The organism is Pseudomonas sp. UBA5706 (assembly GCF_002419965.1).
Lineage (GTDB): Bacteria > Pseudomonadota > Gammaproteobacteria > Pseudomonadales > Pseudomonadaceae > Aquipseudomonas.
This window is the reverse complement of sequence record NZ_DIHC01000011.1, coordinates 69,064-82,941: the sequence shown is the minus strand read 5'-3', so window position 1 is coordinate 82,941 and position 13,878 is coordinate 69,064. Positions and strand designations below refer to the sequence as shown.

The 13,878-nt window shown below is 58.9% G+C and carries 11 protein-coding genes; all 11 read left to right on the top strand.

The features are described from left to right. The first annotated feature begins 27 nt into the window (after nucleotides 1–27). The 11 genes from tssC (at nucleotide 28) to icmH (ending at nucleotide 13,870) form a co-directional block, all read left to right on the top strand. Nucleotides 28–1,503, top strand: coding sequence for a type VI secretion system contractile sheath large subunit (gene tssC, locus B3I26_RS06020; protein ID WP_296256101.1), 1,476 nt, complete (start codon nucleotides 28–30; stop codon nucleotides 1,501–1,503). 12 nt (nucleotides 1,504–1,515) lie between these two features. Beyond that, complete coding sequence (gene tssE, locus B3I26_RS06015) at nucleotides 1,516–1,923, top strand: type VI secretion system baseplate subunit TssE (protein ID WP_296256100.1); 408 nt, start codon at nucleotides 1,516–1,518, stop codon at nucleotides 1,921–1,923. A gap of 874 nt (nucleotides 1,924–2,797) precedes the next feature. Further along, complete coding sequence (tssF, locus tag B3I26_RS06010; protein WP_296256099.1) at nucleotides 2,798–4,585, top strand: type VI secretion system baseplate subunit TssF; 1,788 nt, start codon at nucleotides 2,798–2,800, stop codon at nucleotides 4,583–4,585. Further along, nucleotides 4,549–5,556 carry a type VI secretion system baseplate subunit TssG gene (gene tssG / locus B3I26_RS06005; protein WP_296256097.1) on the top strand — a complete coding sequence of 336 codons (1,008 nt, stop codon included), beginning with the start codon at nucleotides 4,549–4,551 and terminating at the stop codon, nucleotides 5,554–5,556. Before tssF ends, tssG begins: the two co-directional genes overlap by 37 nt. Before the next feature lie 11 nt (nucleotides 5,557–5,567). Then, nucleotides 5,568–8,180, top strand: a complete 2,613-nt coding sequence (gene tssH, locus B3I26_RS06000) for a type VI secretion system ATPase TssH (protein ID WP_296256095.1) — start codon at nucleotides 5,568–5,570, stop codon at nucleotides 8,178–8,180. Nucleotides 8,181–8,190: 10 nt separating this feature from the next. Next, nucleotides 8,191–9,714, top strand: coding sequence for a sigma-54 interaction domain-containing protein (locus B3I26_RS05995; protein ID WP_296256094.1), 1,524 nt, complete (start codon nucleotides 8,191–8,193; stop codon nucleotides 9,712–9,714). An 84-nt stretch (nucleotides 9,715–9,798) separates the two neighbouring features. Next, nucleotides 9,799–9,939 (top strand): type VI secretion protein, encoded by a 141-nt coding sequence (locus B3I26_RS05990; protein ID WP_296256092.1) that lies wholly within the window; start codon nucleotides 9,799–9,801, stop codon nucleotides 9,937–9,939. A 16-nt stretch (nucleotides 9,940–9,955) separates the two neighbouring features. Continuing rightward, entirely contained in the window at nucleotides 9,956–11,149 is a 1,194-nt protein-coding gene (gene tagH / locus B3I26_RS05985) for a type VI secretion system-associated FHA domain protein TagH (protein WP_296256090.1), read from the top strand. A 5-nt stretch (nucleotides 11,150–11,154) separates the two neighbouring features. Next, on the top strand, nucleotides 11,155–11,661 hold the full coding sequence (gene tssJ, locus B3I26_RS05980; protein WP_296256089.1) for a type VI secretion system lipoprotein TssJ: 507 nt from the start codon (nucleotides 11,155–11,157) through the stop codon (nucleotides 11,659–11,661). Next, nucleotides 11,658–12,989, top strand: a complete 1,332-nt coding sequence (gene tssK / locus B3I26_RS05975) for a type VI secretion system baseplate subunit TssK (RefSeq protein WP_296256088.1) — start codon at nucleotides 11,658–11,660, stop codon at nucleotides 12,987–12,989. Before tssJ ends, tssK begins: the two co-directional genes overlap by 4 nt. A gap of 5 nt (nucleotides 12,990–12,994) precedes the next feature. Then, entirely contained in the window at nucleotides 12,995–13,870 is an 876-nt protein-coding gene (icmH, locus tag B3I26_RS05970; protein WP_296256087.1) for a type IVB secretion system protein IcmH/DotU, read from the top strand. Nucleotides 13,871–13,878 lie beyond the last annotated feature (8 nt).

Below are 13,878 nucleotides of genomic sequence, written 5' to 3'. Positions count from 1 at the left end.
GCCCCTATTCAGCCAAGGAAGTTCATCATGACCACTAGCGCAGTACAGCAAAAACACGCCGACAGCGGCGAACTCAGTATTCTCGACAGCATCATCGCCGAAACTCGCCTGACGCCGGACGACGAAGCCTACGACATTGCCAAGCGCGGCGTGTCGGCTTTCATCGAAGAGCTGCTCAAGCCACAGAACAATGGTGAGCTGGTTAAGAAGGCCATGGTCGATCGCATGATTGCCGAGATCGACGCCAAACTCAGCCGCCAGATGGACGAGATTTTGCACCATGCTGACTTCCAGTCCCTGGAATCTGCATGGCGCGGTTTGCAATTGCTGGTCGACCGCACCAACTTCCGAGAAAACATCAAAATCGAAATCCTCAACGTCTCCAAAGACGACCTGCTGGACGATTTCGAAGACTCGCCGGAAGTTATGCAATCCGGTCTGTACAAGCACATTTACACCGCTGAATACGGCCAGTTTGGTGGCCAGCCGGTGGGCGCGATCATCGCTAACTACTTCATGTCCCCAAGCTCGCCGGACGTGAAGCTGATGCAGTACGTGTCCAGCGTTGCCTGCATGTCCCACGCGCCGTTCATTGCTGCTGCCGGCCCGAAGTTCTTCGGCCTGGAAAGCTTCACTGGCCTGCCGGACCTTAAGGATTTGAAGGATCATTTCGAAGGCCCGCAGTTCGCCAAGTGGCAGAGCTTCCGCCAGTCGGAAGACTCCCGCTACATCGGCCTGACCGTTCCGCGTTTCTTGCTCCGTAACCCGTACGACCCGGAAGAAAATCCGGTCAAATCGTTCGTCTACAAAGAAACCGTCGCCAACAGCCACGAACACTACCTGTGGGGCAACACGGCCTACGCGTTGGGCACCAAGTTGACCGACAGTTTTGCCAAGTTCCGCTGGTGCCCGAACATCATCGGTCCGCAGAGCGGTGGCGCGGTGGAAGATCTTCCGTTGCACCATTTTGAAAGCATGGGCGAAATCGAAACCAAGATTCCTACCGAGGTTCTGGTTTCAGACCGTCGTGAATACGAACTGGCCGAGGAAGGCTTCATCTCCCTGACCATGCGCAAGGGTTCCGACAACGCGGCGTTCTTCTCCGCCAGCTCGGTGCAGAAACCGAAGTTCTTCGGCATCAGCGCCGAAGGCAAGGCTGCAGAGCTGAACTACAAGCTCGGCACGCAACTGCCGTACATGATGATCGTCAACCGCCTGGCTCACTATCTGAAAGTGTTGCAGCGCGAGCAACTCGGTTCGTGGAAGGAACGCACCGACCTCGAGCTGGAACTCAACAAGTGGATCCGCCAATACGTGGCGGACCAGGAGAACCCATGCGCTGAAGTGCGTGGTCGACGTCCGCTACGCGCGGCACAGGTGATCGTCAGCGACGTTGAAGGCGAGCCTGGTTGGTACCGCGTCAGCCTCAACGTACGCCCGCACTTCAAGTACATGGGTGCGGACTTCACCTTGTCGCTGGTCGGCAAACTCGACAAAGAGTAAACGGAGCCCTTCATGCACGGATACGGCAGTCTTTTCGAACGCCTGGGTGGCGACGCGAATATCCGCGTCGGCTGGAGCCGTGAGATCTGCGCCACGGCGTCGGTGGCTGCCCATCTGGGCAAAATGCTCAGCACCCGGGCCGGCAGTGTACAAACGCTGGCCGACTACGGGTTGCCCGATCTCAATGATATGCGCCTAAGCCTGCACGACTCTCTGAGTCAAGCGCGCCTGGCCATCGAATGCTTTATCGAAGCCTACGAGCCACGCCTGAGCAATGTGCGTGTCACTTCCCTGCCGCGTGAACACGATCAACTGCGCCTGTCCTTCAGCATAGAAGGCCTGCTCGAAGTTGAAGGGTTCAAGCGCCAGATCAGTTTCTCCGCGCGCCTCGATGGCTGTGGTCAAGTCCAGGTCAACTAAGGAGCCCGCATGTCAGCAAAGCCCGCTGCCCAAATTACCAACCTCGCCGTTTGCCCCGTTTCCGGCCACGGCACCACCCCATCGCCGGCGGCGTTTGTGGCGCCATTGACGGTCGTTATTCCCGGCTTGTTCAATCGTTTCTTGCATTTAAAACGGCCAGTGGTAAAGAGTGGATGGACTGAGCTACCGCATCTGTTCTGGGAGCGGAATTAAAAAATAGGTACAGCTCCATCTGGAATGTCTACAAATTTCTTGCCCGGGACTAAATCAAAACATGTCACTGTTTTCATTAATGTGGGGTGGGGTCTTTGGAGACGATTATCGCTGCAACTGTTGCGCTAAAGACCGTGTTCACTGCGCAAGAACTTGCCAAATATAAAGTGTAAAAGCATGAGTCAGAAGTTTAGTTGGGCGCTATTATTAAATTTCTCATAGAGGGTGTTGGTTGCGTCGCGCATCAATACGGCACTTTTTACAGATCTGGCTAAGGTGTTCTTATTTCTTGCGGAGTGGCAATAGGCATGGCTGCGAGTCTGGTCTTCCAAGTGTTTGACATTTTAAATATGTTGGCTTTATGCCTGTTAAGTTGAATAGGCGTCCGATAACGTTAGTGGTGGAGGATAGTATCGGTTTGTTCACCCTCCGAAAAACCAGTTTTCGAGCCATGGAATAGAGCAGGTTGACATGAGTATGAGTACCTTTGCGCTTGTCCTGCGATGGACAGCAGAACGTGAAGTTTTACTGCGAACGCAAAATATTGATCGGTTCTGACCTTGCTATCAACTCCGCTGATAGTGAGTTATGGGATATCCGATCCACGCTTGCGCTCTACAGGCCGCTTTATTTATGAAATTCAACAATAGGCAGCAACACCGTGTCTTTTAACCACTACTACCAAAGCGAACTCACCGCACTTCGCCAGTTAGGTCGTCGATTCGCCGAGCGTAGCCCGGCGTTGGCGCCTTTCCTTGGCCAGGCCGGGCGGGATCCGGACGTAGAGCGGTTACTGGAAGGTTTCGCGTTTCTGACCGGGCGCTTGCGCCAAAAGCTGGACGACGAGCTACCCGAGCTCAGCCATTCGTTGATGCATCTGCTATGGCCCAATTACATGCGGCCGTTGCCGGCATTCAGCATTTTGCAATTTGACCCCTCGAAGCACGCCGGGCCGGCGATGTTGGTGGAGCGGGATACGCCGGTTGAAAGCAAGCCGATCAATGATGTGCGTTGTCGCTTCCGTACCTGTTACCCCACCGATGTGCAGGCGCTGGACCTGGCGGCGCTGACGTACTCGGTCAAGGGCAACGGTTCGCTGTTGAGCCTGCGTCTGGAGATGAGTGCCGATGGGCATTTGGGTGAATTGGCGTTGAACCGCGTGCGTCTGCATTTTGCCGGTGAGCGCTATATCAGCCAGATGCTGTACCTGAGCCTATTGCGCAACCTGACCGGGATTGAGCTCGTGCCGCTTGATGGCGCCGGTAAGCCGATCGCTGGCGTCAGTGGCCAACCGATGGCGTTCAAGTTGCCCGGTGACCGGGTGCAGCCGGTGGGGTTTGCCGAAGAAGAGGCGTTGATCCCGTATCCGTTGAATACCTTTCGCGGCTACCGCTATCTGCAAGAGTATTTCGCGTTCCAGGACAAGTTTCTGTTTGTCGATGTCAACGGCCTGGATCTGCTAAAGGCGTTGCCCGAGGACATCCTCAAGCAGATGCGCGGCCTGGAGTTACGCTTCGATATCCGCAAGAGCGGGGTGATGCGCATGCGTCCGACCCTGGATAACGTGAAGCTGCATTGCACGCCCATCGTCAACCTCTTCAAGCACGATGCGTTGCCGATTCGCCTTGATGGCAAGCAGGACGAGTACCTGCTGCTGCCGTCCGAGCATGGTTTGGAACACTGCGGAGTATTCTCGGTAGAAACCGTCACCGGCTGGAAGCCCGGCGGCTTGGGTTATCAGGAATACGTGCCGTTCGAGTCGTTCGAACATGACCCCAGTTTCGACGTGCCCAACAGCCGGCCCCACTACAGCATTCGCCAGCGTTCTTCGATGCTGCACGACGGCCTCGACACGTACTTGAGCTTTGGTACCCGCCACACTGAAGCCCATGAAACCCTATCGATCGAGCTGATGTGCACCAACCAGAACCTGCCGCGCAAGCTCAAGCTGGGTGATATCAACCAGGCGTGCGAAGAGACCCCGGAATTTCTCAGTTTCCGCAATATCACCCCGGCCACGTCGAGCTTTGCGCCGCCGCTGACCCGGGATTTTCTGTGGAAGTTGATCAGCAATATGTCGCTCAACTACCTGTCCTTGGCGGACGTTAGCGCTTTGAAGGTGATTCTCGAAACCTACGATTTGCCGCGCTACTACGACCAGCAGGCCGAGAAGATCAGCAAGCGCCTGCTCGGCGGCCTCAAGTCGATCAAGCATCAGCATGTCGACCGCCTGCATCGCGGGTTGCCGGTGCGGGGCTTGCGCACCGAGCTGACCATCGACCCGCAAGGCTATATAGGCGAGGGCGACCTGTTCCTATTCGCCTCGGTTCTTAACGAGTTCTTCGCGCTTTACGCCAGTCTCAATTCGTTCCACGAGCTGCGGGTAAAAAGCGCACAGGGAGAGGTGTACCAATGGACACCCCGTATGGGCCTGCAGCCGCTTCTTTAAGCGCGCTGACCCGAGGTATACGCGAGTACTCATTGTTTCAGGCCGTGTTGCTGGTGGTCGAGCGCTTGCGCGAGGCCCACCCGCACCTGGGGCAGGACGAGCTGTATGACCAGTTGGAGTTCCAGGCCAACCCAAGCCTGGGCTTTCCGGCCAGTGATATCGATCGCGTGGAGTTTTTTAACGAGCACGGACAGACGCGGGCGCGCCTGCGTTGCAACCTGATGGGCCTGGTGGGCTCGGGCTCGCCGCTGCCGGCGTTTTATGGCGAGCAGGCGTTGGGCGACAGCGAGGAGGGTAACCCGACACGCAACTTCCTCGACCTGTTCCACCATCGCTTGCAACGGCTGATGCTGCCGATCTGGAAAAAGTACCGCTACCACGTCAGTTTCGAAAGCGGCGCCATCGACCCGTTCTCGACCCAGCTGTTTGCGCTGATCGGTCTGGGCGGCGAAGAGATTCGCCGCGCCCAGGAACTGAACTGGAAAAGGCTGTTGCCATACCTCGGTTTGCTGAGTTTGCGCGCGCACTCGGCGGCGTTGATTGAAGCGGTGCTGCGTTATTACTTCAAGCATGCCGAGTTGAACATTGAGCAGTGCATCGAGCGCCGCGTCGCGGTCCTCGGGGAGCAACGTAATTGCCTGGGGCTCGCCAACACTATGCTCGGCGAAAGCATGGTGTTGGGGCAAAGCGTGCGCGACCGCAGCGGCAAGTTCCGTATCCACATTCGCGAGCTGGACTGGCAGCGGTTTCACGAATTCCTGCCGATCGGTTTTGGTTACCAGCCGCTGCGCGCGCTGGTGCGGTTCACCCTGCGTGACCCGCTTGACTACGACATACGGTTGGTGTTGCGCCACGAAGAAATTCGCGAGTTGCGCATCGGTGAACAAAACGTTTGCCGGCTGGGCTGGACCAGTTGGCTCGGTCACGAACACGCAGGCGGTGTCGTCACCCTGAGCAGCAAACTTCATTAAGGATGTAAGTCATGAGCAACGTAGATCTGCAGCAACTGATACAGGCGCTGGACGCCGAAACCCGTCGCGACCTCGAGCGCTCGGCCGAGCGTTGTGTTGCCCGTGGCGGCAGCAAGGTTTTGGTGGAAGACTTGTTGCTGGGGCTGCTGGAGCGGCCGCTGGGCCTGCTCTCCCGTGCGCTGCAGGATGCCGACGTCGATACCGGTGAATTGAGCGCCGCCTTGCAGTCGCGAGTCGAGCATAGTGCCTCGCGCAACCCGGTGTTCGCCCCGGACTTGGTGCAATGGCTGCAAGATGGGTTGTTGGTGGCCAACCTTGAGCTGGGCCAGACCCAGGTCGAGCAAGCCGCGCTGATCCTCGCACTGTTGCGTAACCCGATGCGCTACGCCGGCAGTCGCTACCAGCCGTTGCTGGCCAGGTTGAATATCGATCGACTCAAAACGTTCGCCCTGTCCCAGCAGGACAAAACCAACACGGCCAAAACTGCCGTATCGGGGGAGTCGTTGCTCGAGCGGTTCACGCATAACCTGACCCAGCAGGCGCGCGACGGAAAACTCGACCCTGTGTTGTGCCGTGACGGCGCCATTCGGCAGATGGTGGACATTCTCGCCCGACGCCGCAAGAACAATCCCATTGTGGTTGGCGAAGCCGGTGTGGGTAAGACCGCGATTGTCGAAGGCCTTGCCACGCGCATCGCCGCCGGTGAAGTACCGCAAGTGTTGAAAGGGATCGAGCTGCTGTCGCTGGACCTGGGACTCCTGCAGGCCGGAGCCAGCATCAAGGGTGAGTTCGAGCGCCGCCTCAAAGGCGTGATCGATGAGGTCAAGGCTTCGCCAAAACCGATTATTTTGTTTATCGACGAGGCGCACATGCTGATCGGTGCCGGAGGCAACGCGGGCGGCTCGGACGCCGCCAACCTGCTCAAGCCTGCACTGGCCCGTGGCGAGTTGCGCACTATCGCTGCCACCACTTGGGCAGAGTACAAGAAGTACTTCGAGAAGGACCCTGCATTGGCACGCCGTTTCCAGCCGGTGCAGTTGCATGAACCGACGGTCAATGAAGCGGTGACCATTTTGCGTGGCCTGGCGCAGGTCTATGAGAAGAGCCACGGTATCTACCTGCGTGACGATGCTGTTGTTGCGGCTGCCGAGCTGTCGGCGCGCTATTTGGCGGGACGACAGTTACCGGACAAAGCTGTTGATGTACTCGACACCGCTTGCGCCCGCGTGCGCATCAGCCTGGCCGCCGTCCCGGAAAGCCTTGAGCGCCTGCGTGGCGAACTGGCCGAAGGCGGTCGTCAATGCCAGGCCTGGCGTCGTGATGTCGAGGCGGGCTTGGTGGTGGATCAACAAGCCCTGACGGCGCTGGAGGCTCGCCTGGAAGACGCCGAAGCGCAAAGGGCGGCGCTGGAAACACTCTGGACTGACCAGAAGGCGTTGGCCGAACGTTTGCTGGAGCTGCGGCGGCAACTGGCGCAAGCGCGCGAAGCCGCTGCGGCGCCGGTCGCCGAAGAAGCTGAAAACAGCGAGTTCGAAACCGTTCAGTCCTTGGAATTTGCCCTGAACGACACCTGCAGAGCCCTGGCTGCACTGCAAGTCAAAGAGCGCTTGGTGAGCTTTGAAGTGTGCCCGCGCCTGGTCGCCGAAGTGATCAGCGCCTGGACGGGCGTACCGTTGGGGCAACTGGCCCGTGAGCACAATGCCAGGGTCGCCAGTTTCGCCACCGACCTGCGACTGCGCATTCGTGGCCAGGACCAGGCGGTGCATGCGCTAGACCGATCAATGCGCGCCGCTGCAGCCGGGCTGAACAAGCCTGATGCGCCCGTGGGTGTATTCCTGCTGGTGGGTCCCAGCGGTGTCGGCAAGACCGAAACAGCGCTGGCGCTAGCGGACCTGCTGTATGGCGGAGATCGCTTTATCACCACCATCAACATGTCCGAATTCCAAGAGAAACACACGGTGTCGCGCTTGATCGGCGCGCCGCCGGGCTATGTCGGCTACGGCGAGGGAGGCATGCTCACCGAAGCGGTGCGGCACAAACCCTATTCGGTCGTGCTGCTTGATGAAATCGAAAAGGCCGACCCGGATGTGCTCAACCTGTTCTACCAGATCTTTGACAAAGGCGTGGTCAACGACGGCGAAGGGCGTGAAATCGATTTTCGCAACACGTTGATCCTGATGACATCCAACCTGGGCAGTGATCGTATCAGTGCCTTGTGTGAAAACGGCGAGCGGCCAAGCGCCGAGGTGCTCGAAGGAACGATCCGCCCGGTGCTCAGCAAGCACTTCAAGCCGGCGTTGCTGGCACGTATGCGCGTCGTGCCGTATTACCCGGTTGGCGGCCCGATACTGCGCGAGCTGATCGAGATAAAACTCGGCCGTCTTGGCGAGCGCTTGAACCGCCGCCAGCTGGATTTCACCTATTGCCAGAACCTTGTCGATCATCTGGCGCAACGCTGCACTCAGAGCGACAGCGGCGCGCGGCTTATTAACCATCTGCTCGACCTGCACGTGCTGCAACTGGTGGCCGATCGTTTGTTGGACGCAATGGCGGCGGGCGAAAGCATCAAGCGTATTCACGCCACGCTGGACGGCAATGCCAGCGTCACCTGCGAGTTTGCATGAGGTGGGCGTGATGTTTGCTTGTGTGCCACAACCGCTGGCGTACGCCGAAGCGCTGATGGCCCAGTTCGCCAGTCTGTCACGGGCCACCGACGGTGCGGCGCTGCTGGGGGCTTTCGTGCGTGGTCTAACCGAGCTCAGTGGGTGCGAATTAGCGCAAGTGTACCTGTTGGACGCGACTCATACCCGACTGGGGATGAATGCAGAGTGCCTCGATGGCAACCTGCAACCCCGTGAAGTTGAAAGCCTGCGTGCGGACTACAACGCCGAGCAACTGCTGCAATTTGCGCTGTGTCAGAACCGTGTGATAAGCCTCAACGAGCTGAGCCGCAGCGTGCACCAGACCGACTTCCTGCCGAGCCAGGCCAAACCCTGGGAATCGCTGCTGTGCGTTCCCTTGGTCAACCAGCAAGGGGCCGCAGAGGGTATGTTGTTGTGTGCCAGCCACGAACATCTCGACCTGCAAGGATTTGCCAATTCATTCAGTCAGCTGGGTTCGTTTGTCGTCAGCCAACTGCATCTGCTGCAAAGGCTACGTCGGCCGAATGCTGAGCAGCCAGCGCTGTCGATCAGTGCGCCCAGCGCCAGCGGCTATGGCTTGATCGGCAACAGTGCGGCCATGCGCCAAGTTTATTCGCTGATCAGCAAAGTCCTGCACAGCCCCTATACCGTATTACTGCGTGGAGAGACCGGTACCGGCAAGGAGCTGGTGGCCCGAGCCATTCATGATTGTGGCCCGCGTCGGTCCAAGGGCTTCATCGTGCAGAATTGCGCGGCGCTGCCAGAAAACCTGCTTGAAAGCGAGTTGTTCGGCTATTGCAAAGGCGCGTTTACTGGCGCCGACCGCGATCGGGCCGGGCTGTTTGACGCGGCCAACGGCGGCACACTGCTGCTTGACGAAGTGGGCGACATGCCGCTGTCGTTGCAGGCCAAGCTGCTGCGGGTGTTACAGGAGGGAGAGATTCGCCCGCTGGGCTCCAACCAGACCCACAAAGTCGACGTGCGCATCGTTGCCGCGACACACCGGGATTTGCCTGCCTTGGTCAGCACCGGGCAGTTTCGTGAAGATCTGTACTACCGTCTGGAGCAATTCCCAATCGAGTTGCCGGCCTTGCGCGAGCGCGAAGAGGACATCCTGGTCCTGGCGCGCCACTTTGCCGACAGAGCGTGCTCGTTTTTGCAACGCGACGAAGTGAGTTGGTCCAGCGCCGCGCTCGACCATCTGTCCAGCTACGCCTTTCCCGGCAACGTGCGCGAGCTCAAGGGCTTGGTCGAACGGGCGCTGTTGCTGTGCGAGGGTAACGAGTTACTGGTTGAGCATTTCTCCTTGCGTGTGGACACCGTACCGCGAAGCAGCAGCCTGAACCTGCGCGAACGGCTTGATCAGGTCGAGCGCAGCCTGATGCTCGATTGCCTGCGCAAGAACGACGGCAACCGAACCAACGCCGCCCGTGAGCTCGGCCTGCCACGTCGCACCTTTCTCTACCGCCTGGGCCGCCTGAATATCAGCCTGCGGAGTGCCGATGAACAAGCCTGAGCTGCTCGAATTCAACATTTTTTTTTCGCTAACCGTGCCACCCGCAAGGTCGGTGCCCATTGCTGTTTTCCTGGAGACCCTCTGATGTCTGTTCGTCGCTGGCACGCCGTGTTGCTGACCCTCGTTGTTGTCTGTGGCCTGGGTGGCTGCAGCGGCAATTACAAATTCAACGACGCGGCCTACCGCCCTTTGGGTGATCCGCAGGCGATCAATCGCGGTAAGTGAGCGAGGGAGTACCACCATGGAATTGGCTTTCGAAATGCTCAACACCAAGCAGTTCGTGCCTACCGAGCTGTGCCAGAAGACCTTCAAGCAGGCCGGCGGTGTAATTGGCCGAGGCGATGACTGTGACTGGATCATCCCCGACCCTAAGCGTCATTTGTCCAGTCACCACGCAGTGATCAGTTATCGCGATGGCGCCTTCTACCTCACCGATACCAGCAGCAACGGTATTCAGGTCGGCGACAGCGGCGCGCGCCTGCGCAAAGGTGAAGCTGTGCGCATCGAGCACGGCAGCCGGTACGTACTGGGTGACTTTGACATTCGTGCGCGGTTGATCCGTGATCCGGCTGTGTTCGATGTGGAACCGGGGCGCCCACAGGCCGCCGGCAGCATCATTCCTGACGATGCATTCCTGGACCTGGATCCACTCAACGCCCTGGATCAGCAAGAGCGCGTGTATTCGGAAATCGAAGAGCTGATCTCACCCCGCGCCGTGATCCAGGACACCCGTCAGCGCGCCGATTATGCGCGGATCGATATGGAAAGCCTGATGGTGCCGGAGCTGGTAGAGGCCCCGGTGGTCACTGAACCGGTGGCACCGAACGTCATCGAGCGCCAGCCCGACAGTTTTTGGGAGCAGTTCGGTGCCGCGTTGGGCGTCGATCTAAGGGAACTTGACCAGGATGCCAAAGAAGCCCTGGCCCTGAACGCCGCGCGCCTGCTCAAGCAAAGTGTCGGGGGGTTGCAACAAAGCTTACGCACACGCAGCGAACTGAAAAACGAGCTGCGCCTGGCCCAGACCCTCGTACAAGGCACGCACAAGAACCCGTTGAAGTTCGCCGCCGATGCCGATGAAGCCCTGGGCATTTTATTGCGGCCCAACCAACCGGGCCAAATGCCCGCCGGGCAGGCGATTTCCCGGTCATTCCGTGATCTGCAAGCCCATCAAGTGGCATTGCTGAGCGCCAGCCGTGCCGCTGTTCGCAGCACTCTGGAGCATTTTTCACCGCAACAACTGACCTTGCGCTTCGAGCGCGATAGCAAACCCTTGCTCGCCACTTCGGGCAGTCGCTGGAGAGCCTACGGGCGCTACCACCAGGCACTGCGCCAGGATGGTGACTGGGGTGAACGCCTGTTGGCGCGGGATTTCGCCCAGGCATACGAAGAGCAGGTTCGCCTGATTTCCACCCTCAACGCCGACCACCAAGGATGAAGCGCATGTCTCGCCGCCTGATTGTTTTTTTCAATGCGTTGATCGCGCTGGCCACCCTGATGTTGATGGTCGGGTGCTCGTCGTTGTCGCCGTATTCGCAGATCACCAAGGTCAACCTGAAGCTGACCGCCAGCGACCAGGTGAACCCTGACCTCAACGGCCGTCCTTCGCCGGTGGTGGTGCGCCTGTTCGAACTCAAACATCCGGTGTCGTTCGAGAACGCGGACTTTTTCAGTTTGTATGAACGCGCCAGGGAGGCGCTGGCACCGGACATGGTTGCCAGTGAAGAAATGGAGCTGCGCCCAGGCGAAACCGTGGAACTCAAGCTCAGCGTGGAGGAGGGCAGCCGCTACGTGGGCGTGCTCGCTGCTTACCGCGACCTGTCGGACACTCAGTGGCGATACACCCTACCAGTAACCCCGCTGGACGCGACCGACGCCGACCTGACCCTGGGCCAAACCGGCATCCGCAACACCCATGCAACCCTCGTCACGGCGGCTGACGAATCATGAATACGCATAAAGTCATTTGGCAGGAAGGCATGTTGCTACGCCCACAGCACTTGCAGCATAACGATCGCTATTACGACCACCAGATGAAGACCCGCACCCAACTGCTGCGCGGCTACGCCTGGGGCTTTCTCAACCTGGAAATCGACTTGCAGTTCCTCAACATGGGCAAGCTGGTAATCAGCCAGGCCTCGGGAATCCTGCCCGACGGCAGCCTGTTCGAGCTGGATGGCAACACCGAACCGCTGGCTCTGGATGTGCCGCCGAACACCGGCCATACACCCATTTACCTGGCGCTGCCGCTGGTCACCGGCAACCACATTGAGGCGCGACGTGTGGACCAACCTGACGTATTGGCGCGCTACACCGCCTACGATGCCGAGGTGGCCGATTCCAACGCCGGTGAGGACTCCGCCAGTCAGGTCAGTTGCGCACGCCCTGATTTCAAGCTGCTGCTGGGCGAACAACGGAGCGACCAGGCATATGTGAAACTGAAGGTCTGCCAAGTGCTCGACACTACACCGGACGGTGTGATCACCCTCGATCCCGACTACGTGCCGAGCTATATCCAAACCCACGCTTCCAGCTACCTGCTGTCTTGCCTCAAAGAAGTGATCAGCATGTTGGGTCATCGTGGCGAAACCATCGCCGAGCGGATTCGTTCCAACGGCAAGGTTGGCGGTGCGGAAGTCGGCGACTTCATGATGCTGCAACTGATCAACCGCACCGAGCTGTTGCTGCGTCACTACCTGAGCCTGGAACAGGTCCACCCGGAGGAACTCTACCGCACGCTATTGACCATGCTCGGCGATCTGGCGACATTTTCCAGCGACACCAAGCGCCCCCGTATGGACAGCCGCTATCAACACAGCGACCAGGGCGCGAGCTTCCGCAAGCTGATGGAAGCCATCCGCCAAGTGTTGTCGATGGTGCTGGAGCAGCATGCTATCGAATGGGTTCTGCAGGCGCGGCAGTACGGCATCATTGTGGCGCCCTTGCACGACCACACACTGTTGGGCTCGGCCTCGTTCGTGCTGGCCGCCAGCGCCAACTGCGACTCCGAAGAACTGCGCCAACGTTTGCCGGCGCACTTGAAGGTTGGGCCGGTTGAGCGTATCCGCCAACTGGTCAACCTGCATCTGCCTGGGATAAAGGTTAAACCTTTGCCGGTTGCGCCGCGGCAGATCGCATTTCATTCGAAAAAAACCTATTTCATTCTTGAACTCAGTTCTGAGGACCTGGCGCAACTGGAGCGCTCCGGCGGTTTCGCGTTCCATGTCTCCGGTGAATTCGCCGAGCTTGAACTGAATTTCTGGGCCATCAGGAACTGACTGACATGATCAAGGACATGGAACACCATCAGGACGATAAAACAGTCCTGCTCGACCACCAGGGCCATGGGCCGGATTCTCGACCGCTGACTGACTTTGCTGCGCCGCCGCGTTTCGAGCAGCTGGAAGAGCGGATGATCTACGCCGCGCGCTTGCGCCCCGCTGAAGCGTTCACTATCAGCCTCAATTCATTGGTCGCTGCCGCCTGCGAATTGCTGTCGGAGGTGGTACGGCTCAAGCACAGTGAAACCCGTGAAGACCTATACGTACTCAACGAACGTCTGACCAGCGGATTGAAACTCTTTGAAATGCGGGCCCTGCACAACGGTGCCGAAAGCAGCCAGGTCATGGCCGCGCGCTACGTCCTGTGCTCGGTGGTTGACGAAGCAGTGGTCACAACGCCTTGGGGCAATGAAAGCGAATGGTCGCAAATGAGCCTGCTCAGTAGTTTTCACAACGAGACCTTCGGCGGTGAAAAGTTCTTTCAGTTGCTGGATCGCCTTTCGAAAAACCCGGTCAAGCACTTGCCCATGCTTGAGTTGATGTACCTATGCCTGGCTCTGGGGTTCGAGGGCAAGTACCGCGTGCAAGCTCGCGGGGTTCTGGAACTGGAGGGCATTCGCGACGCCTTGTACCGACAGATCCGTCAGTTACGCGGCGATGTACCACGCGAGCTGTCGCCGCATTGGCAGGGCTTGAATGATCAACGGCGCAACCTGGTGCGTATCGTGCCGGCGTGGATGGTGGTGCTGTCCACGGTGGTCTGCCTGGTCGTGATGTATTCCAGTTTTGCCTGGGTGCTGAGCGAACAACGCGACACCGTGCTGCAACCTTATCAGCCGATTGATCCAGCCGCGGGTGTGCCGCAGTCGCAGCCGTAAACAGGGAT

Bases quoted from the DNA above. Each gene is read 5' to 3' on its own strand.
- tssC (WP_296256101.1), top strand. From the start codon at position 28: ATGACCACTAGCGCAGTACAGCAAAAACACGCCGACAGCGGCGAACTC.
- tssE (WP_296256100.1), top strand. From the start codon at position 1,516: ATGCACGGATACGGCAGTCTTTTCGAACGCCTGGGTGGCGACGCGAAT.
- tssG (WP_296256097.1), top strand. From the start codon at position 4,549: ATGGACACCCCGTATGGGCCTGCAGCCGCTTCTTTAAGCGCGCTGACC.
- tssH (WP_296256095.1), top strand. From the start codon at position 5,568: ATGAGCAACGTAGATCTGCAGCAACTGATACAGGCGCTGGACGCCGAA.
- B3I26_RS05995 (WP_296256094.1), top strand. From the start codon at position 8,191: ATGTTTGCTTGTGTGCCACAACCGCTGGCGTACGCCGAAGCGCTGATG.
- B3I26_RS05990 (WP_296256092.1), top strand. From the start codon at position 9,799: ATGTCTGTTCGTCGCTGGCACGCCGTGTTGCTGACCCTCGTTGTTGTC.
- tagH (WP_296256090.1), top strand. From the start codon at position 9,956: ATGGAATTGGCTTTCGAAATGCTCAACACCAAGCAGTTCGTGCCTACC.
- tssJ (WP_296256089.1), top strand. From the start codon at position 11,155: ATGTCTCGCCGCCTGATTGTTTTTTTCAATGCGTTGATCGCGCTGGCC.
- tssK (WP_296256088.1), top strand. From the start codon at position 11,658: ATGAATACGCATAAAGTCATTTGGCAGGAAGGCATGTTGCTACGCCCA.
- icmH (WP_296256087.1), top strand. From the start codon at position 12,995: ATGATCAAGGACATGGAACACCATCAGGACGATAAAACAGTCCTGCTC.